At 64.4% G+C, this 22,688-nt stretch carries 19 protein-coding genes; 10 read left to right on the forward strand and 9 right to left on the reverse strand.

Annotated elements, in window-relative coordinates:
- Positions 1-39 precede the first annotated feature (39 nt).
- Both AB8717_RS16160 and AB8717_RS16165 read left to right on the forward strand, forming a co-directional pair.
- Positions 40-1,686 (forward strand): alpha-L-fucosidase, encoded by a 1,647-nt coding sequence (locus AB8717_RS16160; protein ID WP_443748342.1) that lies wholly within the window; start codon positions 40-42, stop codon positions 1,684-1,686.
- Positions 1,687-1,702: 16 nt separating this feature from the next.
- Positions 1,703-2,188, forward strand: coding sequence for a hypothetical protein (locus tag AB8717_RS16165; RefSeq protein WP_443748343.1), 486 nt, complete (start codon positions 1,703-1,705; stop codon positions 2,186-2,188).
- Positions 2,189-2,300: 112 nt separating this feature from the next.
- Here AB8717_RS16165 and AB8717_RS16170 read toward each other — a convergent pair whose 3' ends face one another.
- The gene (locus AB8717_RS16170) at positions 2,301-3,779 is read right to left on the reverse strand and encodes a hypothetical protein (protein ID WP_443748344.1); all 1,479 of its coding nucleotides are present in this window, start codon (positions 3,777-3,779) and stop codon (positions 2,301-2,303) included.
- A gap of 130 nt (positions 3,780-3,909) precedes the next feature.
- Positions 3,910-4,743, reverse strand: a complete 834-nt coding sequence (locus AB8717_RS16175; protein ID WP_443748345.1) for a sulfite exporter TauE/SafE family protein — start codon at positions 4,741-4,743, stop codon at positions 3,910-3,912.
- Between the two features lie 185 nt (positions 4,744-4,928).
- Between AB8717_RS16175 and AB8717_RS16180 the strand changes: the two genes are divergently transcribed.
- Together AB8717_RS16180 and AB8717_RS16185 are read left to right on the forward strand one after the other, a co-directional pair.
- Positions 4,929-5,621, forward strand: coding sequence for a hypothetical protein (locus tag AB8717_RS16180; protein ID WP_443748346.1), 693 nt, complete (start codon positions 4,929-4,931; stop codon positions 5,619-5,621).
- Between the two features lie 60 nt (positions 5,622-5,681).
- A complete protein-coding gene (locus AB8717_RS16185; protein WP_443748347.1) occupies positions 5,682-6,170 on the forward strand; it encodes a nuclear transport factor 2 family protein in 489 nt (162 codons plus the stop codon).
- On the opposite strand, the gene AB8717_RS16190 is transcribed toward AB8717_RS16185, so the two are convergent.
- The 6 genes from AB8717_RS16190 to AB8717_RS16215 all read right to left on the reverse strand — a co-directional run bounded on the left by AB8717_RS16190 (position 6,167) and on the right by AB8717_RS16215 (position 16,236).
- Positions 6,167-7,486 carry a glycoside hydrolase family 28 protein gene (locus AB8717_RS16190; RefSeq protein ID WP_443748348.1) on the reverse strand — a complete coding sequence of 440 codons (1,320 nt, stop codon included), beginning with the start codon at positions 7,484-7,486 and terminating at the stop codon, positions 6,167-6,169. The genes AB8717_RS16185 and AB8717_RS16190 overlap by 4 nt on opposite strands.
- Positions 7,487-7,583: 97 nt before the next feature.
- Positions 7,584-9,701, reverse strand: coding sequence for an RNA polymerase sigma factor RpoD (rpoD, locus tag AB8717_RS16195; protein WP_443748349.1), 2,118 nt, complete (start codon positions 9,699-9,701; stop codon positions 7,584-7,586).
- 131 nt (positions 9,702-9,832) lie between these two features.
- On the reverse strand, positions 9,833-11,710 hold the full coding sequence (gene dnaG / locus AB8717_RS16200) for a DNA primase (RefSeq protein ID WP_443748350.1): 1,878 nt from the start codon (positions 11,708-11,710) through the stop codon (positions 9,833-9,835).
- A gap of 91 nt (positions 11,711-11,801) precedes the next feature.
- Positions 11,802-14,243, reverse strand: a complete 2,442-nt coding sequence (locus AB8717_RS16205) for an ABC transporter permease (RefSeq protein WP_443748351.1) — start codon at positions 14,241-14,243, stop codon at positions 11,802-11,804.
- Positions 14,243-14,935 (reverse strand): ABC transporter ATP-binding protein, encoded by a 693-nt coding sequence (locus tag AB8717_RS16210; protein WP_443748352.1) that lies wholly within the window; start codon positions 14,933-14,935, stop codon positions 14,243-14,245. The genes AB8717_RS16205 and AB8717_RS16210 overlap by 1 nt, the downstream gene beginning before the upstream one ends.
- Positions 14,932-16,236: an efflux RND transporter periplasmic adaptor subunit gene (locus tag AB8717_RS16215; protein WP_443748353.1), complete on the reverse strand. Its 1,305-nt coding sequence runs from the start codon at positions 16,234-16,236 to the stop codon at positions 14,932-14,934. The genes AB8717_RS16210 and AB8717_RS16215 overlap by 4 nt, the downstream gene beginning before the upstream one ends.
- Positions 16,237-16,347: 111 nt before the next feature.
- Between AB8717_RS16215 and AB8717_RS16220 the strand changes: the two genes are divergently transcribed.
- Entirely contained in the window at positions 16,348-16,935 is a 588-nt protein-coding gene (locus tag AB8717_RS16220) for a response regulator (RefSeq protein ID WP_443748354.1), read from the forward strand.
- A complete protein-coding gene (locus AB8717_RS16225; RefSeq protein WP_443748355.1) occupies positions 16,925-18,169 on the forward strand; it encodes a sensor histidine kinase in 1,245 nt (414 codons plus the stop codon). Before AB8717_RS16220 ends, AB8717_RS16225 begins: the two co-directional genes overlap by 11 nt.
- Here AB8717_RS16225 and AB8717_RS16230 read toward each other — a convergent pair.
- Positions 18,147-18,851 (reverse strand): SURF1 family protein, encoded by a 705-nt coding sequence (locus AB8717_RS16230; protein WP_443748356.1) that lies wholly within the window; start codon positions 18,849-18,851, stop codon positions 18,147-18,149. The genes AB8717_RS16225 and AB8717_RS16230 overlap by 23 nt on opposite strands.
- A 103-nt stretch (positions 18,852-18,954) precedes the next feature.
- On the opposite strand from AB8717_RS16230, the gene AB8717_RS16235 reads away from it, so the two are divergent.
- The 4 genes from AB8717_RS16235 (at position 18,955) to AB8717_RS16250 (ending at position 22,657) form a co-directional block, all read left to right on the forward strand.
- A complete protein-coding gene (locus tag AB8717_RS16235) occupies positions 18,955-19,908 on the forward strand; it encodes a cation diffusion facilitator family transporter (protein ID WP_443748357.1) in 954 nt (317 codons plus the stop codon).
- A 97-nt stretch (positions 19,909-20,005) separates the two neighbouring features.
- The gene (gene carA, locus AB8717_RS16240; protein WP_443748358.1) at positions 20,006-21,196 is read left to right on the forward strand and encodes a glutamine-hydrolyzing carbamoyl-phosphate synthase small subunit; all 1,191 of its coding nucleotides are present in this window, start codon (positions 20,006-20,008) and stop codon (positions 21,194-21,196) included.
- A gap of 84 nt (positions 21,197-21,280) precedes the next feature.
- Positions 21,281-22,006 (forward strand): response regulator, encoded by a 726-nt coding sequence (locus tag AB8717_RS16245; RefSeq protein WP_443748359.1) that lies wholly within the window; start codon positions 21,281-21,283, stop codon positions 22,004-22,006.
- A gap of 144 nt (positions 22,007-22,150) precedes the next feature.
- Positions 22,151-22,657 carry a murein hydrolase activator EnvC family protein gene (locus AB8717_RS16250; protein WP_443748360.1) on the forward strand — a complete coding sequence of 169 codons (507 nt, stop codon included), beginning with the start codon at positions 22,151-22,153 and terminating at the stop codon, positions 22,655-22,657.
- The last annotated feature ends 31 nt before the right edge of the window (positions 22,658-22,688 follow it).

A 22,688-nucleotide genomic window follows, 5' to 3' on the forward strand; every position in this document is an offset into this window, starting at 1 on the left:
AAATCTTCCGGTCCCGCCGCTTCATCTGGGAAGATCGACATGACCGTTTCTCGCCGTGGACTGCTTGCCGGCACAGGCGCCGGGCTGATCGCCGGCCAGGCAGGCGCCAAATCGAAGAAGGCGCCCGCCAAGCCGCTGTTCGAGGCCAGCTGGGACTCCTTCGAAACCGGTTACAAGACGCCCGACTGGTTCCGCGACGCCAAGCTCGGCATCTGGGGCCACTGGGGTCCGCAATGCGTGCCGGAATACGGCGACTGGTACGGCCGCCAGATGTACCAGCAGGGCAATCCCTATTACGAACACCATGTCGCGACCTACGGCCACCCGTCGGAATTCGGCTTCATGGACTTCCTGCCGCGCTGGAAGGCCGAAAAGTGGGATCCGCAGCACCTGCTCGGCCTCTATAAGAAGGCCGGCGCCAAGTATTTCGTGGCCATGGCCAACCACCACGACAATTTCGACAACTTCAATTCGCGCTATCACACCTGGAATTCGACGAAGATCGGGCCGAAGCGCGACATCGTCGGCGACTGGGCCAAGGCCACACGCGACGCCGGCATCCGCTTCGGCGTGTCGAACCATTCGGCGCACGCCTGGCACTGGTGGCAGACCGCCTACGGCTACGACGCCGAGGGTCCGAAGCAGGGCGTGCGCTACGACGCCTATACGCGTCACAAGGACGCAGGCAAAGGCAAGTGGTGGGAAGGCCTGGACCCCCAGGAACTCTATACCGGCCCGCACGGCGACATGGTGGCGCCCGACGGCATCAAGACCATCAAGGACATGAACGCCTACACCGACAGCCATTCCGGCCAGTGGCTGGAAACGCCGCCGCCCGGCGAGGACTGGTACGCCAAACTTTGGCTCATGCGGCAGAAGGACCTGGTCGAGCAGTACCATCCCGACTTCGTCTACATGGACGACTACGTCATGCCGCTCGGCCAGACGGGCCTCGACGCCGTGGCCCACTTCTACAATGCCAACCGCGCCTGGAACGGCAGCCTGGAAGCCGTCGTCACGACCAATGCGCTGAACGACCAGCAGGCGCGCGGCCTGACCAACAATGTCGAGCGCGGCTTCTCGGATCGCCTGCGCCCCCTGCCCTGGCAGACCTGCACCTGCATCGGCCAGTGGCATTATGACCGCCGCATCTACGAGCAGAACGGCTACAAGACCGCCAAGGAAGTCATCCAACGCCTGATCGACACCGTGTCGAAGAACGGCACCCTGCTGCTGTCCATCCCGGTACGCGGCAATGGCGAGATCGACGACAAGGAAGAAAAGGTGCTGACCGACATGGCGGCCTGGATGGACGTCAATGGCGAGGCCATCTTCGGTACGCGGCCGTGGGATATTTACGGCGAAGGCCCGACGCGCTTTGTCGAAGGGGCGCAGAACGAACAGCTGGCCAAGAATTTCAGCCACGAAGACATCCGCTTCACGACGAAGGCCGGGGCGCTCTACGCCTTGCCGACCGAATGGCCGAACGTGCCATACGTCACGATCACATCGATGGCCGAGGGTTCACCGCAACGCAAAGGTCAGGTCGAGCGCGTCGAACTGCTCGGCCACGGCCAGCCCTTGCGTTTCGAGCTTGGCATGGACGGATTGACGGTTAAACTGCCCGACGCCCGCCCGGCTTTCACGCCGGTTCTCAAAATCATGGGCTCAGGTCTGACGACATAAAACACAGGGGGTTCCCATGCGTCTGGTATTCGCTTCGCTTGCCGTTCTCGCCCTCGCCGCCTGCTCGAAACCGCAGGAGGCCGCCGCTCCGGCCGAAACACCCAAGCCTGCCAGCTATGCCTATGACATCGCGCTCAGCTTCACGCCGGCGGCCGTCGAAAAGGTGACCAAGCGCGGCGATACGGTGACGATCGCCGCCCTCTATTACGGCAACGCCACGGCGGCTTCGGCGTCGCTGGCCGACGCATCGGACCGCACGATCCACCTCAACACCGACCATGTCGATGTCACGCTCAAGGACCAGACCATTCACATGACCGGTGAAGGCGTGAACACGCCGAACTTCGACAAGATCGTGGAGAAGAAGCCGCTGGTGCAGGTGACGGTCATCGCCATGAAGGCCGGCAAGAAGGACCCCGTGATCGCCTGCAGCGTTTTCCAGGACTATGTGACCTCGGCCCAGGCCGCAAGCCCGCTAAAGATCCGCTGCGACGCGGCTTGATCCCACAGGGATCAAGCCTTTTTCAGCTCAAGCGCCTCATGGCTCGGGCAAACGTGCCCCGCGGGCGGTCGCCCTTGCCACGACAACGGCGTCGTTGTCGTTGGAAGATCAATCAGTATTGCTCGAAACGCAGCGGCCAGGCGCGCACGACGATGTCCTGCGCCTTGGCCGCCGCCAGCACGTCGGGACGCTTGCGCAGGGCGGCAATGGCGTTGACATAGTCGCGGTCACGGACCGAGTGCGGCACCTGCGGCTTCACATCCTGCATCAGCAGTATGGCCTGGTCGCGGCTGGCGGGGTCATTGATGCGCGCGATCAATGCGGCGGCGGCGCCATCCATGTCGCCGGCGCACAGATAGGGCTTGATCGCCGCAATGCCGTGCGCATCCGCGCTGGCGCTCAAGGACAAGGCATAACGCGCCGTATCCTTCATATAGGCGAAGGCGCAGGCCTCGGTCGCCGCCAGGGCGCGTTTCTGGCTGGCATTCATCGCCACCAGGGTGATATGCGATTCCAGCGCCAGGGCGTCCTTTTCCTGACCGGTATCGATCAGGGCGTTCATATAGGCGATGACGAAATCGATCGTCCCCGGCCCCCGCATCCGCTCCGTGCCCTCCTTGAAGACCGTGAGCGCCTCGGGCGCCCGCTGCAGGTCCAGCAGCAGCTGCGCCTTGTCGGCGATCAGGCTGGGATAGGCATTGGGCTGTTCGAACTTCTGCAGCCCATTCTGGGCAATCAGGGTCAGGATGCCGCTCAGCTGCACCAGGGCGACTTCGTGGTCGTCGTCGCTGCGTTCGAGGCCAATCAGGTATTCCAGGCCCAGCAGGTCGGTCGGACGGCTGGCGATATAGGCCTTGACCTCGTTGATCTGAGCGCGGACCACCGGCTGGACCGGTGCGGCCGGCACCGAGGCGTCGGTCAGCCGGCCGTCGCCCTCGATCAGCGCGTACATGTAGCCGTCGGGCGCCATATCGGCGCGATAGAGCTCGGCCAGGCCATGGTCGCCGGCGGCGACCGCCGCGCGCAGGCCGTGAAGCCGCAAAGTGTCGATGATCAGCCGTGCCGACGGATCGTGGATTTGCCACCGGACGCGTTCGAGATGGTTGAGCAGGTTATAGCGCGTCGTCTCGTCCTGTACCGCCAGCAGGGTCGCCATGACGGTCATGTCGGCCAGCTTGGACGCCGTGTCCGGGAAGCGCGTCAGGGCCTCCTCGACATTGGCGGCGGCGGCCGGAATCTGCTTGGTCGAGAGCAGCAGGAAGGTATGCAGATCGTAGGACGCAATACTGGCGCCCGCGTGATGTTCGTTCTCGGCCGACAGCGCCATGGCCGCGGCGGCGCCGTTCTGCGTCAGGGTGCACAGGATACGCTCGAAACGGAACTGTTCCGCCGTGTCAGGATCGGCGGCCTGGAATTCCGGGTCGTTCCACAGGGCTTCGAGCGCCGGCAGGGCCTCGTCGCACTTGCCGGCCTGCACCGCAGCCGTCGACTTCATGATGTTGAGCGCGGTGTTGTTCGCAGGCGCATCCGCCATGGCCGCGGATGCCGACAGCGCGGCAATCAGCGCGCCCGCCGCGGCAAACTGCCCCATCCATCCCCGAAACCGCATAAGTCCCCCGCCGCATAACGTTAACAAAGGGGTAACCGAAAGCGGGGCGGCGGGCAAGCTTGAGACCGCTCGACAGCCATCAGGGGCTGAAATGTGATGTATTTTTGTGCGGCTACTTGGTGACCAGTTGCCACCCGACCAGGGTCAGCACCACCGCCAGCACGACCCGCAGCACCTTTTCCGGCATCTTCGGCGCCAGGAAGCTGCCGGCGATGATCCCCGGGATCGAACCGATCAGCAGGGCCACCAGCATGTTGGGATCGACCTTGCCGAGGAAGAAATAACCCATGCCGGCCAGGAAGGTCAGCGGCACGGCGTGGGCGATGTCCGAGCCGACGATGCGCACGGTCGGCAGTTGCGGATAGAGCAGGATCAGGGCGGTAACCCCCAGGGCGCCCGCGCCGACCGACGACAGCGACACCAGGAAGCCCAGCACCAGCCCCGTCAGGATGGTCAGGAAGGCGCGGCGGCCGGTGTGCAGCGGCTTGTGCTCGGCGACGGCCTGCTCGTGGCGCTTTTCGGCCATGCGCTTGATGACCCCGCGCAACAGCAGCATGGTCGCGGTCACGAACAGCGCATAGCCCAGGGCCCGCGTGATCATGTGCGACATTTCCTGCGACTTGCCGAAGGTCTGGATGGCCCACAGTGTCAGAAGCGTCGCGGGAATGGACCCCAGCGCCAGCAGGCCGACGATGCGCCAGTCGACCGTGCGCTTGCCGCCGTGGATGGCGGTCCCCACGCTCTTGGTGATGGCGGCATACAACAGGTCGGTGCCGACGGCCGTCGCCGGGTGGATGCGGAAGACCAGGACCAGGATCGGCGTCATCAGGGATCCGCCGCCTACGCCCGTCAAACCGACCAGAAGACCCACGACGAGGCCCGAGATCGAATAGAGCGGATTGATGTGCAGGCCGCTGATAAAGGCGGCGAGATCGAAATTGGGCATATATGTCCGTTCCGCCCCGCATGGGGTAGGCAAGAAAACCAAGCCTGACATAGAAAATCGCGGCCGTCCCGCCAAACGATTAAAACTGGCAGCGGGCTTTAGGCCGGCTATCCGAGTAAATCACGTGTTCGTGATTGACATTCACGGATGCGTGATTAATCATCGCCGCGTCCCGGAGGTGCCCGATGCGCTACCTATATCTTGCTGTCGCCATACTGATGACGTTCGGTCTGACGGCCTGCCAGAAGCCGGCCGCCGGCTCGGATCCCGTTATCGGCTCCGACCTTGGACATGACTGGCCCTTCGGAACGGCCGGTTTTGTGCGGATAGCGGACAGACCGGACGGCGACGACGCGGTCGTAACCCGCCTCGACATTACACGCAGCGCCCCCGAGGATCATGGTCTTGCGGTCAATATCGTCTCCAATACGACCAAACCTTTCGATGCCGGGGTCAGTTATCTGCGCCTTCGGCCGATCGTAGCGGAGACCAATGCAGACGCCCGCGACTACTGGTTGGTCGGCCTCAACCTCAGCCGTACCAGGGATCGTTCAGTCTACATGTTGCTACGCTATCCGGCCGCCCTTCAGCTGGCGCCCGGCATCGACAGTGATGCCTTCGAATATGCAGTCCTGACCTGCAACGACCTCGACGTGGCGCGGCGGCCGGCCGATTACTACGCGCCCCGCAAGGAAAGCGAACCCGGGCGGCCCGAACCGAAACCCGATCCGGCGCCGGAAGCCGGGCCGTGCGAGTTCAATTCACCGCGCGAAGTCGCCGCCCTGGCGCCGCTGGTGCTCAAGCGTTACGACCAGATCCGGCATTATGAGGATGCGCCAACGCTGCATTGGCTGCCGGCGCACGCTGAAATCCGGTAGGGGCTTTTTCTCTTTCGTCCGCTGCGGCATAGTTCCCGCACGATTACCGCGGAGAATGTCGTGAAGCTCTTGAAATCCGGATCGATCCTTGCCGTCCTGCTGGCGGCCTCCCCTGTCCACGCCCAGGAAACCGTGACGGCGGCCGCCGATGCCGATGCGCTGTTCACCAGTTCGGACCCGAAGCTCAACGTCAACAAGCAGGCGGCCTATCATATCGTCAAGGACCTGCTGGAATGCGGTCACTGGGACGAAGCGGACACGTATCTGACGCCCGCCTATCATCAGCACAATCCGGCGGTGAAATCCGGCCGCGACGCTGTCGTCGGCTTCTTCACCCAGGTCCTGAAGGTCCAGCCCAAGCCCTGTCCGGCGAAGATGCAGACGCCCGTCGTCTCGGTCGTGGCCGAAGGCGACCTGGTCATCGTCGCGTTTCCGCGCGTCATGAAGGACCCGAAGGATCCGTCGAAGACCTACACCACGACCTGGTTCGACATGTGGCGCTTCGTCGACGGCAAAGCCGACGAACACTGGGACGGCGCGACGCTTTAACCGAGGGTGTAGGGCTTTCCCTCCGGCACAGGCAAGGGATAGCCGACGGGCGGTAAGGGAACCGCGCCGTCGAGCCCGGTGCCCGACACATTGCGCGTGGCCAGGAGCGGCCCGGTCAAGCCCGTGACGGTGATGCCGCCCAAGGCCGCACGCCGGATATTGCCGAGCTTCATGCCGGCGGCACACGTTCCGCTGATGTTTTTCAGTGTCAGGCCGTCGAGCGGCTTCGACGGGTGGATATTGACAGCGTCAACCAGCAGCGGCACGTCGTGCACGCGGATGTCTTCGAACACGAAGTCGCTTACCCTCGGAATGCCGTCAAGTCCGGGGACGGGCGCCTCGTCCTGCTTGCCGCTGTCGAGGACGTTCAGCCGCAGGAAACCACCGCCGACGCCCGACACCTCAAGGTCACGCATGACGATGTCCTCGATAAAGGCGCCACGCCCCGGCCGGCTCTTGATATAGATGGCAAACGTCCTGGCCGACAGGCAGACGCAATGTTCCACGCGAACCTTGCGGATGCCGCCCGAGGTCTCGCTGCCGATGCCGATACAGGCCCAGTTCTTGTCGCGGAAGGTGCAGTTCGAAATGCGCACGTCCTCGGTCGGCCGGGCGATCGTATTGCCTTCCATCCCCCTGCCCGACTTCAGCGAAATGCAGTCGTCCGCCGTGTCGAATTGGCAGTTGTCGATGACCACGCGCGTACAGGAATCGACGTCGATGCCGTCGGCGCCGCCATTGACCGTCATGTTTTTGAACGCGATATCATCGCAATAGACCGGGTGGATCGACCACATGTCGTTCTGCTGCGTGAAGACGCCGTCGATGCGGACGCCTTTGCACGCCACGAATTCGAGCAAGGCCGGATGACGCAGGCCCGTCGCCTTGTCGACTCGGCCCCTGATCATCGGGCTGCCGAGAATTTTGCCCTTCCCGGTGATGGCGAAAGTGTCGGCGCCCTGCGCCGACACCAGGCCGATATAGCCTTTGATCCACTTGCCTTCCCAGCGCACCTGAGTCAGCGAATAATCGCCAAGATCGGGCGAGCCCTGCAAGATCGCCTGTGGATCGAGATTGAGCGTCGTGCCCGACCCGATACGGATGGTGCCGATCAGGTAGGTGCCCGCTGGCACGAAGACCTCCCCGCCCCCCAGCATGGCCGTGCGATCAAGGGCTTGCTGGACCGCCAGCGTATCCTTCGTCGCGCCATCGCCGGTCGCGCCGAAATCGCGCACATTCAGCCGCACCGTGGCGGCCCGCGCTGACACCGGTAGCAAAACAGCTCCGGCCGAGGCCAGGAAAAGGCGGCGATCCATGCTTGGCACTCCCTGTTTTTCGCGACTGTGGCACAGCCGCGCGCAAAAAAAAAGGCCCGTCCGAAGACGGGCCTTTTCGAAATCATGTACTGGACACTTACGAGTCCAGGAAGCTTCTCAGCTTGCGCGAACGCGAGGGGTGCTTGAGCTTGCGCAGGGCCTTGGCCTCGATCTGGCGGATACGTTCGCGGGTAACCGAGAACTGCTGGCCGACCTCTTCGAGGGTGTGGTCGGTGTTCATGCCGATACCGAAACGCATGCGCAGCACGCGTTCCTCGCGCGGCGTCAGGGACGCCAGCACGCGGGTCGTGGTTTCGCGCAGGTTCGACTGGATGGCCGCGTCGATCGGCAGGACCGCGTTCTTGTCCTCGATGAAGTCGCCGAGGTGCGAATCCTCTTCGTCGCCGATCGGGGTTTCGAGCGAGATCGGCTCTTTGGCGATTTTCAGGACCTTGCGCACCTTTTCCAGCGGCATGGCCAGCTTTTCGGCCAGCTCTTCCGGCGTCGGCTCGCGGCCGATTTCGTGCAGCATCTGGCGCGACGTGCGGACGATCTTGTTGATCGTCTCGATCATGTGCACCGGGATGCGGATGGTGCGGGCCTGGTCGGCGATCGAGCGCGTGATCGCCTGACGGATCCACCAGGTGGCGTAGGTCGAGAACTTGTAGCCGCGGCGGTACTCGAACTTGTCGACCGCCTTCATCAGGCCGATATTGCCTTCCTGGATCAGGTCCAGGAACTGCAGGCCGCGATTGGTGTACTTCTTGGCGATCGAGATGACGAGGCGCAGGTTGGCTTCGACCATTTCGGTCTTGGCCTGGCGGGCCTCGCGCTCGCCCTTTTGCACCGTCTGGACGATGCGGCGGAAGTCGTCGACCGCCACGCCCATGTCGGTCGCCAGCTGGGTCACATCGCCACGGATGCGCGCGATGGCGCCCGCGTCGTTGTCGACGAACTTCTGCCAGCGCAGGCCCATGTCGCGGACCTTGTCGCTCCATTGCGGATCGAGTTCGCGCGAATAATAGGCGTTGAGGAATTCCGAACGCGAAATCCCGTAGCTGTCCGCCAGGCGCAGCAGGCGGCCTTCCAGCGACATCAGGCGCTTGTTGATTGCGTAGAGCTGTTCGACCAGGGCTTCGATGCGCTGGTTGTTGAGCTTCAGCGTCTTCAGGTGGCGCGTGATGGTCGAGGTGACCTCGTCGTGCGCCGCCTTGTCGGCCGGATCGATCGGCTGGCCTTCCAGCTTGGCCGACAGCATCTTGTCCTGGACGCGGCGATAGGTTTCGAACTCGCCGGCGATGGCGTCGAGCGTCGCCATGACGCCTTCGCGCAGTTCCGATTCCATGGCCGAGACGGACGGACCGGCGCCATCGTCGAAGTCGTCCTCTTCCTCCTCTTCGGTGGTTTCGGGCTTCTTCTCTTCCTCGTCCATCGGGACGTAGTCGTCGTCATCGTCCTCGTCGTCGCCCGACTTGGCCTTTTTCGGCTCGGCCTTCTTGGCCTCGACGACCGGCTCCGGCTTGGGTTCGGGCTTCGGCTCAGGCTTCGGTTCCGGCGCCTTGGCGACAGGCGCCGGGGCGCGCAGGGCGATGACGCCGTCGTCGGCCGCTTCCTCGTCGCCGTCTTCCGAGCCGTCGAGCGCGCCCGGAGGCGGGCCTTCCGACGGGCCGCCGCCGTAAGTGCCTTCCAGGTCGATGATTTCACGCAGCAGGATGCGGCCGGAGCCCAGTTCCTCGCGCCACACCATGATGGCTTCGAAGGTGAGCGCGCTTTCGCACAGGCCGCGGATCATGGTGTCGCGGCCGGCCTCGATGCGCTTGGCGATGGCGATTTCGCCTTCGCGCGACAGCAGCTCGACCGAACCCATTTCGCGCAGGTACATGCGCACGGGGTCGTCGGTGCGATCGTAATTCGACGTCTTGGCGGTTTCGGCCAGGGCGCCGGCTTCCTCGCGCACGGCGACTTCGCCGCCTTCGGTCGCGTCTTCTTCCGACTCGATGACGTTGACGCCCATTTCGGTCAGCATGGCCAGCGTGTCTTCGATCTGCTCGGAGGTAAACTCCTCCGACGGCAGGACCTTGTTGAGCTCGTCCATGGTGACGTAGCCGCGCGCCTTGGCGGCCTTGATGAACTTCTTGACCGCGCTATCGGTCAAATCGAGCAATGGGCCGTCGCTCGGGGCATCCGCTTCGGGTTTTTCGGTCGCCGCGCTCATCGATTGCCACCCATAAGCTTACTTGCTTGCATCTAGCTCTCCGCTAATCGGCCTGCCTCTAGCAAACCGTGGGCCACTGCCCTGCCGTTTATTCCAGGATTTTCCTCAATGAAGCCTTAAGCATAAGCTGCTCACGCCTTCTTTGCTGCATCCTGCCATATCTGTCCGCTTCTCAAGGACCGCCGCAGGGAATCACGCTCCAGCTTGAGCCGCGTAAAAAATTCTGTCCCGACCTGGTCGTAGGCAGAATTCAAGGCGCGGTCCAAGGCCGTCAAACGCGACATCGCGTTGAACGCCTCAATCCAGCGGGCATGGGCATGTGCGAGAGTCGTGTCCGGTGCGAGGAATGGCGCGCCTGATTTCAAGGCCGCCTTTTGGATCTCGCTCAACAATGCGCCAAGTCCTTGTTTGTGCAGATGGCGGGTCAAGGTCTCCCTGTCAAGCCCCTGATGCTGAAAACTTAGCGTCACCAGGAGCCGAGCGATCGGATCGAGCTGAGGATCGCCCAGGCCGTAGGCCTCGACACCCTCGACCTGGTCTTCCATCCATTCCGGGTTGTCGATCAGCCCCTGCGCCAGGGCGGCAGCAATCGGATCGATCGAAGCCGACAGGGCCTGGCTGGCCCGCACACCTTCCGGCGTCGTGATCGGCGGCAGCGGTTTGCCGCGGAAACCACCCCGAAAATCCCGGCGGTACTCGGCCTGGGGTGCGCCCTGCCCGGGCTGGTACTGCGGCTTGTACAGCGTGTCATAACGCTCCAGCAGGTCCTGGCGATAGGATTGCGCCAGGTCCTTGTCCTCGATCTGGTCGGCCAGGGCCCGCAGGCGCTTCTTGAAGCCCGCCTTCTTTTCCGGCGTGTCGAGCGTCTCGACCTCGAACTCACGCTGAAACAGGACGTCGACGAAGGGCCGCGTGTGAGTCAACGCCTCGCGCAGGGCCAGGGCACCCTTTTCGCGCAGGACCTCGTCCGGGTCCTTGCCGCCCTCGATCAGGCAGACCTTGAACGAGCGCCCGGGCTTCAACTTGGGCAGGGCGCGGTCGAGCGCGCGATAGGCGGCGCGCCGGCCGGCATTGTCGCCGTCGAAACACAGGGTCGGCTCCGGATGGCGGCGCCACAGGAGGTCGATCTGCTCCTCGGTCAGCGCGGTCCCCAGCGGCGCCACGGCGGCGATCTTGGCGCGCTGGCACGCGATGGCGTCCATATAGCCTTCGACCACGACCAGTTCGGCATGGGTGTCTTCCGATCCCAGAAGCTTGAGCGCCTTGGGCAGACCGAACAGCATCCGCCCCTTGTGGAACAAGGGCGTTTCGGGGCCGTTGAGATATTTGGCCTTTTCGTCGGGATTGAGCGCACGGCCACCGAAGCTGACGACGTGGCCGCGCTGGTCGTGAATCGGGAACATAAGCCGGTCGCGGAAACGGTCGTAGGGCGCCTTGCCGTCGACCTCGATCAGCAGGCCGCACTCGACCAGTTCCGACACCTTGGCGCCCTTCTGCACCAGCGCATCCTTCAGCGCCGTATGGTCGCGCGGGGAATAGCCGAGGCCAAAGGTCTTTATATCCTCGGCCGAGAGCCCACGCCGCGTCAGGTATTCGCGCGCGTTTTGCGCGGCCGGCGTCTTGTCGTGCAGGCGGTTGACGAACCATTGCGCCGCCAGCTCCATCCAGTCGCCGAGGCCCCTGATCTTCTGTTCGGCGGCAATGGCCTGCGGCGTTACGGCTGGCAAGGCCATCCCAGCCATGCCGGCCAGGCGCTCGACGGCCTCGTTGAAGCTCAGCCGTTCGGTTTCCTGAAGAAAGCTGATGATGTCGCCGTTCTTGCCCGACGAGAAGTCGAAGAACTGGCCCTTCAGGTCGTTGACGTAGAAGGACGGCGTCTTTTCCTTGGTAAAGGGCGACAGCCCGACCCATTCCTTGCCGTTGCGGCGCAGTTTCACGCTCTTGCCTATGACCTCGGACGGCCGCAGGCGAGTCTTCAACTCTTCGAGAAAGCGATCATCGAAACGCACCGCGCATATATAGTCGCGATTCCGCTTTTGGGTAACGCTATTAAGCTTTGTTAACAGCTTCGTTAGCGGATTGTTCCACGGCCGTCACGCTTCATTCGTGCCGCAGCGCCTTGCCGGGTTCGGTGCTGGCGGCGGCAAAGGCCACGCCGGCCACGGTCAGGAGCGCGATCAGCAGCGCCGCGGCGCAGGCTGACGGAAACAGCCACAAAGGCGTGGCGATTGCGTCGTCGAATTGCGCCAGCCAGCGCTGAAGGATAATCCAGGCCAGCGGACAGGCGATCAGGCCGGCCGCGGCGACGGGACGGAGGAACTGCACCAGCAGCAGTGTAACCACCTGCCCGCGCGACGCGCCCAAAACCTTCCGCATGCCGATTTCGCGCACCCGCCGGCCCGTATTGAAGGCAGCCATGCCGTAGAGGCCGATACAGCCAATCAGGGCCCCTATGCCGGTGCCAATGGTGAACAGACGGCTGCGGTCGCGTTCTGGCCGATAATAGGCGTCGAGATTTTCGGATGCGACCACGACGTCAAGCGGCACGTCGGGATTGATCTGCCGCCACAGCGCGGTCAGGGCCTTGCGCATGGCCGCTTCGCTTACGCCTTGATACCTGACCATGCCGGCCGTGTAGGTAGGGTGGGCGTAAAACAGATAGACCGTCGGCTGTATCGCTTCATAGGGACTCTTCAGGCGCATGTCGTCGACGACGCCGATGATGCGGAGCTGGCCATCGAGAAACCTGGCCGTCTGGCCGATCGCGGCCGCGGATGAGGCAAACCCCAGCGCCCTGGCGGCGGTGCGGTTGATGACCGCGCTTATCATACGGCCGCTTTTGGCTTCGTCCGGCCCGCTCCACATCTGGTCCTCGCCGTGTTGCAGGTCGAACAGGCGGCCGGACAGCAGGTGCGCATCCATCATCTGGAAATAGTCCTGGCCGACGAACACGATGCCGAGCGCCGAAGCCGCGTTGGGGGGCTGCCCCGGCCGAAGCACCCGTCCGAAGCCGCCGACGGAATCCATGCCGGGGCCGGGCTCGGTGTTGGCGAAGCTGGCATAGCGAACCCCCGGAACCGTTCGCGCGGCGACGATGAAGGATTCGCGCTGGGCCGGGGTAACGACCGAATTGAGCAATCCGCCGGCGACCATCAGATTGTCGCGCCGGAAGCCGAGATCGGCGGTCTGGATATGGCGGACCTGCAGCATGAAGCCGGCCATCAGGACAAAGGCCACGACCACGGCAATGAACTGCATCATGACAAGCCCGGTGCGCAGCCATCCCGCCGCGCGCCCGCCGCCCGGCGTACGGCTGGACGCCAGGACCTGGGCCGGCTTGAAGGCCGACAGCACGAAGGCCGGATAGAGCGCGGCCACCAGGCCTGCCAGCAGGACGCACCCCAGCAGCGCCAGGACCCAGCCGGCATCGGCCGGATAGAGCACAAGCGACAGGCCACCGGCTGCATTGATCAGCGGCAGGGTCAGCTCGACCGCCGACAGCGCCACCACGAAGGCCAGCAGCAGGGTCAGCACGGCCTCGATGAGGAATTGCAGGCGCAGGGCCGGCGGCGGCGCGCCCAGGGTCTTGCGCACCGCCACTTCGCGCGCCCGCAGTCCCGCGCGCGCCGTTGCCAGGTTAACGTAGTTGATCAGCGCCAGGCCGAGGGCCAGGATGCCGACGACGCCCAGCGAGGCGATCGCGGCCTTCAATTTCGGGCTGAGCAGATGGATATCGGCCAGGGGCACAAGCGACAGGTCGATCAGCTTGTGCGGCACCATACCGGGAGGGACATTGGCTCCGGCCTGGTGGTCGACGAAAGCCGGAAGCTGGGCGGCGAAGTGGGCTGCATCCGCCGGGCTCTTGAATTTCAGGTAGGTCTTCAGGGTCGGAACGGGCAGTGCATGCCATCCGTTCATATACTTGTCGCCAAGATCCGGCGTCAGCCGGCGCAGCATGTCGAACCGCATGTCGCTGTTTTTCGGCAGGTCGGCGATGACGGCGCTGATCGTGTAGGTGTTGATGCCCTCCGCATTGCCGAGCGTCAGAGGACGGCCGATCGCTTCGACCGTACCGAAATATTTGCGCGCGATGGCGGCGCTCACCACGATGTGCGACGGATCGGCCAGGGCTGTCGCGGGGTCGCCGCGCAGGATCGGTACCTTGAAGAAGGTGAGGAAGTTCGGATCGACGAATTCCATATTCTCGGCGATGACATTGGCGCCGCGGTGCACGATGAACCAGTCGGCGAAATCCCGCGTGCCGTCGACCTGCGGCCAGGCGGTTTTGATGTCTTCCAGAAGGCCGCCCGTGGTCTTGAGACCGAGATCGTCCGGTACGCCCGGCACGTGAACGCGCATGCCGATGGCATAGACGTGCGGCCGCTCAGGACTCCAGCGCTCGTAATTGGTCTCGAAATGGTAAAGCAGGCTCAGCGTGATGAAGGCCGCGATGCCGAAGGACAGGCCGAGCAGGTTCAGCAGCGCATACAGCGGATGGCGCGTGAACGAGCGAAAGAAGGCGGCGAAGGCGGAGGTTAGCATTACAGCACCTGTTCGACGGAGGCCACCATTTGGCCGTCCAGGATATCGATGCGGCGCGAGGCCTGATCGGCGTGGCTGGGCGAATGCGTGACCATGACGATGGTGGCGCCGGCGCGGTTGAGCCCATGCAGGATGTCCATGACCTGGGCGCCGTTTTCAGTGTCGAGATTGCCGGTCGGTTCGTCGGCCAGAATCAGGTCCGGATCGCCGACAATGGCGCGGGCGATCGCCGCGCGCTGCTGCTGGCCGCCGGACAGCTGGTGCGGATAGTGGCGCGCCCTGTGGGCGATCCCGACGCGGTCCATGGCCGCCTGGACGGCCTTGCGGCGCGACCCCTTGTAATGTTTGCGGTACAGCAGGCTCAGTTCGATATTCTCGAATATGGTCAGGTCATCGACCAGATTGAAACTCTGGAAGATGAAGCCGAGATGCTGGGCGCGGTGTTGCGACAGCCTGGTTTCGGCCTGCTGCGCCAGATCGGCGCCATCGTACAGGTAGGCGCCCGAGGTCGGGCGGTCGATCGTGCCGAGGATGTTGAGCAGGGTCGACTTGCCGCAGCCCGACGGCCCCATAACGGCGACGAATTCGCCGCGCCGCACGGACAGCGATATGTCGTGCAGCGCCGCCGTCTCGATATCGTCGGCGCGGTAAAGGCGGGTGATGTTGCGCAGTTCGATGAGGGTGTCGGTCATGAGGCTTTGTCTTTTCCGAAGCGGATATGTTGGGCGCGGGTGTAACCGGATAGCGACCCGGTGAGGATGCGATCGCCCGGCCTGAGGCCGCCCAGCACCTCGACATAGTCGGGATTGCGGCGGCCCGTCGAAATGGCGCGGCGGTCGGCGCCGTCGCCACGGGCATTGAGCACGAAGGCATAGGTGCCGTTGCTGTCGGTAAGCCAGGCGCCCGACGGCGCCAGCACGGCCTGGCTGGTCCGGCCCAGCGAAAGGCGCATGTCGATGGCCTCGCCGCGCTTGAGATCCCCCGGCATTCCGCTGTCGAAGGTCATCTCGACCGTGACATGGCCGTCATGCACCTGCGGATAGACCTTGCTGACATGGACGGCGCGGTCCTGCCCGTGCACACTGGCATTGGCCTTGAGACCGGGGTTTAAGCGCGACACATAGAACTCGTCGACCTCGGCCGACAGCTTCCAGGCGTCTTCGGAATCGATCTCACCGAGCGCGTCGCCCGTCCTGATCGCCTGGCCGGGTTTGAGTTCGAAACCCGTCAGCCGCCCGGCCAAAGGCGCGCGCACCGTCAGGCCGTCCAGGCCATGGCGCACCTCGGCCAGCGAACGGCGCAGATCGCCGGCCTGGGCCTCGATCTGCAGCCTCTGGCCGGCGAAGAAGGCCGCGTCATCGGCCTGCTTGCGCTTCAGCGCCGTCACGCGCGCCGTCTGATAGGCGACCTCGTCGGCTCGTGGTTTGACATTGGCGTCGTTGGCCACCCCCTGTTCGCGCAGGCGCTGGTATTTTTGCAGGTCTTCCTGCGCCTTGTGCAGGGCGTATTCGGCATCGGCCAGGGCCTGGTCGTGATCGGCCTCACTGGTCCGCAGCGCCATGAGCTGGGTGTTGGTATCGCCCAACCGCGTCGAGATTTCGGTTTCGTGAGACGCGACCTCGAGCGTCAGGTCGGGATTGTCGAGCCGCGCCAGCGCCTGGCTGGCCAGGACGGAATCGCCGTCCTGGGCCGAGACCTCGGCAACCCGGCCACTGGCCACGGCGGTGATATAGGTGATGTCGAGCGGCACGACGCTCGAGCGCAGGGGCACATAGTCCTGGAACGGTCCCCGCACCACGTCGCCGATCTCCGGCGCACCCGGCGCGGCCGTCATCGTGCCCGGCGGCGGCAGACTGATCCAGGTTATGCCTCCCGCCGCAAGGACGGCAATAACCGAGACCGCAACCAGCCAGCCACGGCCCTGCCACCACGGACGCGCGATCTTGCGGTCCATGCGGCGAAGCTCGGGATTGTTATGGGTAGTATCGGCCATGATGCAAGCCTAACACGGTCATTGCAATAGGCATAAATATCTAAATTCATTTGATTTTTCGGAAAATTCGCGGTTAAATCGGCCTGATCGCGCAAAGACTGATGTCCAAAAATGAACACGCCGGAAACCGACCTCAATCCAGACGACGACGTCCCGCCGGCGGCGGAACGCGCCCTGTTTCTCGACGACGATCCCGACGTCGTGGAAGCCGCCGAAATGATGCTGGCGCGCAACGGCTTCGAGCTTGTCGCGGCGCAAACGCCCGAGGACGCCGCGCGTCTTTTGGCCGAACAGGCTTTCGACATCGTGCTGCTCGATCTCAACTTCCAGCGCGGCGAAACCTCGGGCCAGGCGGGCCTGGCCTTCCTGCGTCAGCACATGCACGACCACCCGCACCTGCCGGTCGTGGTAGTGACAGGCCATTCGGGCATGGCCATCGCCGTCGAGGCCATGCGCATCGGCGCCCAGGACTTCGTCGTCAAGCCGTGGAACAACGACCGCTTCCTGGCCAGCATCCGCGCGGCCATCGACGATCCGCGCCGGCCGCCGCCGCCGCGCGACGTCAACCTGGAACGTTCGGAGCGCGACCTGATCCGAATCGCGCTGGAGCGCCGCCAGTTCAACATCTCGCACGCCGCCAAGGACCTGGGGCTGACGCGGGGGGCGCTGTACCGGCGCATGGAAAAACATGGACTATAGGCGGCTGTTCGTCGTCATCACTGCCCAGGCCGGCGTGTTCGCCATGGGCGCCGTGGCGTGGGTCTCGCTCGGCCATGCGCTCTATGCCACCAGCCTGCTGTGCGGGCTGGCCGCCGGACTTCTGGCCTATGCCTCCGCGACGCAGATTTTCCGTCAGCCGGGCCACGGTGTTCCGCGCCGGCAGACCGATGCCGGCGCCATCTATACGGCTGAACTCAGCCGGCGGCGCCTGCAGGTCCTGCTCGACCAGACGCCCTCGCCGCTGCTTCTGCTGCCGGACGACGGCCAGGTCATCGCCGTCAACCGCGCCGCGCGCAAGCTGTTCAATGTCGCCTATGCCCTGCCGGTCGCGACAAAACGCCGGCTGCTTGGCGACGGCGGGGATTTCGGGCGCACCGGCGGCCAGGTCACCTGGCAGGGCGCGACGTACGCGCTGGAGCATACGACCATCGAAGGCCGCGACGAGGCGTCCCAGCTGGTGGTGATGACCGATATTTCCGCCGAGGTCCGCGCCGCCGAAGCCACTGTCCTGCGCGACCTGCTGCGCGTTCTGAACCATGAGCTGATGAACGCCCTTACGCCTGTGACCTCGATGAGCCGCACGGCGCTCGAGGTCCTGAAGGAGGGGAAACCGCAGGGACCAGCCCGGGCGATCCGGGCACTGGAACGCATCGTGGCGCGCACCGACGGCCTGGCGCAGTTCCTCAACGCCTATCGCACCCTGACACGCCTGCCGCCGCCGGACCTTGCCCCGGTCGGGCTTTCCGCCTGGCTGGACGTCATGCGCGAAAGCTTCGAGGCGCAATGGGATGAAAAAGGAGTGACGCTCGACATCCGCGCGCTCGCCGACCTGCGCGCCGTGATGGATGCGGACCAGATGTGGCTGTGCGTCGGCAACCTGCTTAACAACGCCGCCCAGGCCGCGCTCGCGAAGCCCGAACCCCGCGTGCGGCTTGAGCTCGACGTCATTCAGGGCCGGCCGACCTTTCGCGTGCAGGATTCCGGCCCCGGCATCGCCCCCGATCGCGAAGCCCAGATCTTCCTGCCCTTCTACACCACCAAGGCCAACGGCTCGGGCGTCGGCCTGAGCCTGGCGCGCCAGGTCGTGCAGTCGCACGGCGGCCAGTTGCGGCTGGTGTTCGAACGGACCGCCGACGATCTGGACGGCGCTTGTTTCGCCTTCGATATCGATGCGCCGGCCGAGGCGGGCCTCAGTCCGCAGACGGCTTCCTGAACCAGGTCAGCCAGATCGTTACGCCCGCCAGCCCCAGCGCCATGGAAAACCAGGTGATGGCGTACATCAGGTGGCTGTTGGGGAAATGGATGACGGTCAGCCCGCCCTTCGGCCAGCCGCCGGGATTGGGGGTCGCGTCGGCGTCTATAAAATAGGACGCGACCGGCCCAAGGTGCCGCGCCACCGCGATCGCCGCGATATCGCGCCGGTACCAGCGGTCGCTTGCCGGATCGTTGGCCTGGGAGAACAGCCAGCCCCTGGTTTCGGGGATGCGTAGCAGGCCTGTGACGGTCACCTCGGCGTCCGTATCGCCGGCCGCGCGCGTCTTCGGGTCCTGCTTGTCGATCGGCACAAAACCGCGATTGATAAACACGATGGTGCCGTCGTCGCGCTTCAGGGGCGTCATCACCCAATAGCCGCCGCCATAGTCGCTGACCGTATAGACCTGCGCCTCGGCGGCATTGAGGAAACGGCCGCGCACTGCCACGTGGCGGTATTCGTCTTCCTTTACCGACACAACAGCCGTTGCCGGAGGTGCCGCCACGGCCGGCGCATTCACCCGCGCATTGACGCGCGCGATCAGGTCGGTCTTCCACGCCAGGCGCTGCACCTGCCACAGGCCAAGGCTGATCAGCACCGCGACGCAGACAACCACCACCGTGCCGACAATGATCCGCCGCATGACATTGACTCCTTCGCCGCCGATATGGCGCGCCAGGGGCCGCTTAGCAACCGATTGATTCCTTACGGGCGGCCGCTTAGCTGAAAAGGTTCGGAGGACAGGCATGGCCACGGAGTCGCGAAACGTCATTCTTGCGGCGCTGGCCGGCAACCTGCTGGTGGCGGCGACCAAGTCCGTGGCCGCCGTTTTTACCGGCTCATCGGCCATGCTGTCGGAGGCCGTGCACAGCTTTGTCGACACCGGCAACGAGGTCCTGCTGCTCTACGGCACGCATCGTTCACAGCGCCCGCCGGATGCCGACCATCCGTTCGGCTACGGCCGCGAGCTCTATTTCTGGAGTTTCATCGTTTCGCTGCTGATCTTCGCCGTCGGCGCCGGCGTCGCCGCATACGAAGGCATCCACCACCTGCGGCATCCCGAGCCGATCGACCGGCCCTGGGTCAACTATATCGTGCTTTTCCTGTCGCTGGTCTTCGAAGGCGGCTCGTGGTGGGTCGCCTTCAAGGCGTTGCACAGGACCAAGGGCGACCAGACCTGGTGGCAGGTCGTCGTGCGCAGCAAGGACCCGCCGCAGTTCATGGTGCTGCTGGAAGACACGGCGGCGATCATCGGCCTTTTCGTCGCCTTCCTCGGCACCTGGCTATCGGTGGCCACCGGCGATCCACGCTATGACGGCATGGCGTCGCTGCTGATCGCCGTGGTCCTGGCGATCGTGGCGATGGTCCTGGCGCGCGAAAGCAAGGACCTGCTGATCGGGGAACGCGCCGACCCGGCCCTGCAGAACGCCGTCGTGGCCCTGGCCAGAAAAATGGACGGCATTGCAGGGGTAAACGGCATCCTCACCTCGCAGATGTCGCCGACCAATGTGGTGGTTGCGATAAGCGTCGAATTCGACGACCGTTTGAGCATCGTCGATGTCGAGGACATGGTCAGCCACCTCGAAGCCGAGGTGCGCAAGGCGCATCCGACCGTCAGTGCGCTGTTCGTCAAGCCGCAGACTCCGAAAGCCTTCGAGACCACGCATCGCCTGCGCGTGGGCGAGGACGAGCCCGCTTAATTTGTCCCAATGAACGATTAAGACTTGAACCGGAGGGCCTCTGTCCCTATGTGTGCCGCCGTTTGCCTTCCGCCCCCGTTACAAAGTGAGTCCGCCCATGCCCGATACGTCGAAAACTGAACTCCTGCCCGGTTGCACCGGCGTGCTGGTTCTGGCCGACGGCACGGTCTATCAGGGCCTGGGCTGCGGCGCGGCGGGCGAAGCGCTGGGCGAAGTCTGCTTCAACACGGCGATGACGGGCTATCAGGAAATCCTGACCGACCCGTCCTACATGGAACAGATCATCGCCTTCACCTTCCCCCACGTCGGCAATGTCGGCGTCAATTCCGAAGACGTCGAGCAACTGGGCAACGATCCCACGCGTGCGGCCAAGGGCGCGATCTTCCGCGACCTGCCGACCCCGCCCGCCAACTGGCGCTCGGACATGAGCTTCGACGACTGGCTGAAATCGCGCAACATCGTCGCCATCGCCGGTATCGACACGCGCGCGCTGACCAAGCGCATCCGCGACAAGGGCATGCCGCACGGCATCGTGGCCCATTCGCCATCAGGCACATTCGACCTGCCCGCCCTCATCGAAAAGGCCAAGGCGTGGAGCGGTATCGGCGGCCTCGACCTGGCGCCGGCCGCGACGGTTGCCCATTCCGCCGCCTACACCACCGACCTGTGGCAATGGCCGCAGGGCTTCGAAGACGGAAAAAAACACAATTTCAAGGTCGTGGTCATCGACTACGGCGTCAAGCAGAACATCCTTCGCGCCCTGGTCGATATCGGCGCCGACGTCCAGATCGTGCCCGCCAAGACCTCGGCCGAGGACATTATCGCGCGCAAGCCCGACGGCGTCCTGCTGTCGAACGGCCCCGGCGACCCCGCAGCCACGGGTGAATACGCAGCGCCCGTGATCCGCAAGCTGATCGAGGCCGGTCTGCCGGTCTTCGGCATCTGTCTGGGTCACCAGATGCTGGGCCTGGCGCTCGGCGCCCGCACCATCAAGATGGAACAGGGCCACCACGGCGCCAATCACCCGGTCAAGGACGTCACCACCGGCAAGGTCGAGATCGTGTCGATGAACCACGGCTTCGCCATCGACCGCGACAGCCTGCCGGAGGGCGTCGTCGAAACGCACGTTTCGCTGTTCGACGGCTCGAACTGCGGCATCGCCATGGCGAACAAGCCGGTATTCAGCGTCCAGCACCACCCGGAAGCCTCGCCCGGCCCCGTCGACAGCCTTTATCTCTTCGAACGCTTCGCCGAATATATGCGCGAAAGCCAGACAGTCGAAGCCTAAACCCTTTGGTGTGCGGGCAAACCTGCGCGTGCTTGACCATCGCCGCAAGCCTTCCTAGCGTTCAATGGCAACGCACGGAAACCCATGGCCGACGATTCGCTTAGCCCGACTGAAGTCCTGCCAACAGTCCTGGTAGTCGACGATACCGAAGACATGCGCGAACTGGTCCAGGCCGGGCTGTCGCGCCGCGGTTTCACCGTGCTCATGGCCGATGGCGGCGTGGCCATGGACGCCATCCTCGCCGACACAGCGGTCGACCTGATCGTCCTCGATTCGATGATGCCCGGCGAAAGCGGCCCCAATATCTGCGCCCGCGTCAGTCACGCCGGCGGCCCGCCCATCATCATGCTCAGCGCCAGCGCCGGAGACCAGGCCCGCATCCAGGGCCTGAACCTCGGCGCCGAGGACTACATGGCCAAGCCGTTCAACATGGACGAGCTGGCCGTGCGCATCCGCATCGTGCTGCGCCGTGCGCCCGCGCGGTCGGCCGAAGTCCCGGACACGGTGCGCTTCTTCGGTTGGACGCTCGACAACAAGACGCGCCGCCTGACCAGCCCGGCCGACAAGGTTCTGGCTCTGTCCTCGGCCGAATTCGCCTTGCTGCATGTCTTCCTGAGCCAGCGCGACCGCCCCCTGCGCCGTGAACAGCTGCTGGACCGCATGGCGGACCTGCATGATTTCAGTACCGAACGCTCGCTCGATACCCTGATCTCGCGCTTCCGCAAGAAGCTCGACTATGTCGCGCCGGAAGGCGACCAGCCCCTGATCCAGACTGTCTACGGCGTCGGCTACATGTTCCGGCCGAATTAGCCTTCTGGCTGATTTTTGGTGGCGGCTTTACGCATTGGTCAATTACGACCTCCGCGTAATAATGTTTTCGGTGGGGATTAAGGCTGCTCGCCCATAGTCGTTCATGCCGGCGCAAGATCGGCTGTTCGAAGAATCGGTGATGTCATGTTCGGCAAGTTTGTCTCCCGCGGTCTGAAGATCGCCGTCCTGCCCGCCCTGCTGGTCACGGGGCTGCTCATGACCCTGCCGGTTCACGCACAAACCACTTGCGCCGGCGCTGCCCTGTCTCCGGCTGTCGAAGGCCATGTGGTCGTGGGCTTCGGCGAGACCAATCCGGCCGACTCGACCGGCGCCGGGCTGCACAGCCGCGGCATCGTCTACGCCACCGCCGGCCGCGCTTCCGTTACGGCGCCCGCCGACGGCAAGGTCGAATTCGCCGGTCGGGTTCCCAATCTCGGCCAGGTCGTCATCCTCGATATCGGCGACAATTACCGCGTCGTCCTGACGGGGCTCGATCGCCTGTCGGTCCGCACCGGTCAGCGCGTCGAAGCCGAGGACTATCTGGGCGCCATGCCCGGCATCGGCCACCAAACCGCCCATCTTTACGTCGAGCTGCGCTGTGGCGAGGAGCCGGTCAATCCGGTGCAGACACTGACCGTGGCCATGCGCTGAGGACGACTCAGGCAACGGCATTTGCGCGACG

The sequence above is a fragment of the Asticcacaulis solisilvae genome (genome assembly GCF_052327315.1).
Classification (GTDB): Bacteria; Pseudomonadota; Alphaproteobacteria; order Caulobacterales; family Caulobacteraceae; genus Asticcacaulis; species Asticcacaulis solisilvae_B.